The organism is Chryseobacterium sp. HMWF035 (assembly GCF_003094695.1).
Classification (GTDB): domain Bacteria; phylum Bacteroidota; class Bacteroidia; order Flavobacteriales; family Weeksellaceae; genus Chryseobacterium; species Chryseobacterium gambrini.
On record NZ_QEHP01000009.1, the window covers coordinates 1 to 1,424 of the forward strand.

Consider the following 1,424-nt stretch of genomic DNA (forward strand, 5'->3'; position numbering starts at 1 on the left):
GTCTATATACTAAACAATAAGTTAGAAATTATATTTCAAACCGCCTGTAATATAACCGTGTAGAGCTGTAATTGATGCTTCCTCTATTCCTAACTGGCTCGTATATCCATTTATATATTGAAAGGAATTAAGATTTAATATATTATTAAATTGCAAATTGTATTCAAAGTTTGAATTCTCTTTTCTATACGAAACTTGACCGCCAATTAAAAAATTGTGAAGAGTATTTTGTTTAGTTTTCTGTATGAGATATTCACTTAATATATTTCCAACCCACTCTTTTTTTACATTAGCCCTAATTCCTAAAAATAGTCTTATATTATTTTGACTGGAAGTAGTACTGTAAAAACTTTGTTTGAAAACACCTTCAGTAAAAGTGTATCCTAAATCAAATTGCATTGGTTTATTTCTAAAATTTGTAGATAATTTTTGAGTTAACTCGAAATTGTAAATCGTAGATGTGTTTATGTTACTGTTAATATAATTATCTGTCTTATTAAGTGATCCTGTAAATTTTGATTTAAGAGAAAGCTGTCTATACAATTTATATTCGCTTGAAAGTATATAAAAAAGTCTTTCTCTATTTTTACCAATAACATTTTCTATTTTTGAGAATACTTCAAAATTCGATACATTAGACGTAAATATTGGTTTTGCTTTTTCATACGATAGTAAAAGGAACAATAAATTACCCTTTTCCATATTAAATCTATTCCATGTAAATTTATAAGTATCTATCTTGCATAACCATTCTGTTGTAATATCTCTATTTTGATAATACGTTAGCTCTTTTGTATAAATTGGTTCAGATTGAAGCAGCCTTAAATTTGGGAGTGTATATTTTGAATTGTATTCTAGACCAAATTCCGTATTGATAACAGATTTGGGATTAAATTTTATTCTTATATTTTTTTCAAAATAATGTTTATCAGTTTCATTTATATTTACAAAATGGGAACTTAACGAACCTGATATATCAAATTTCCCAAGTTCTTTATATAAATTCAGATCATTCAGATAATGATATACTTTCATTTTGTTTTCTACTGTTCTAAAAACAAAGTTTAGTAGTTCAGAATTATCTTTTCTAAATGAAAAACCTGAATGAATATTAAAGTTAATAAACTTATTTTTATTTTTTAAATGAAAATCTAATGAGTATTTATTTGAAGTAACATCATATCTTTGAAATAGATTATTAGTATTAGATAAGAACAAATTATTGTTAGAAAGTAAATGCAAATCTCCTAAATATTTTTCATTAAACTGATTAAATGATAATATGATTTTTGATTTATCTAATTGTTTGTTCCAAGAAAAAGAATTACTAAAATTATCATTATTTACAGAGTTATCAATTCTATAAAAATTCCAATCAGTAGAATATCTATCTATGCTTTGATTAAAATGATCCTGTGTAGGAT

Annotated in this window: 1 protein-coding gene; it reads right to left on the reverse strand. The window is 24.4% G+C overall.

The features are described from left to right. Positions 1-21 precede the first annotated feature (21 nt). Positions 22-1,424, reverse strand: a 1,403-nt coding sequence (locus DD829_RS23425) for a hypothetical protein (protein WP_165814836.1), incomplete at its 5' end; no start/stop codon positions are given.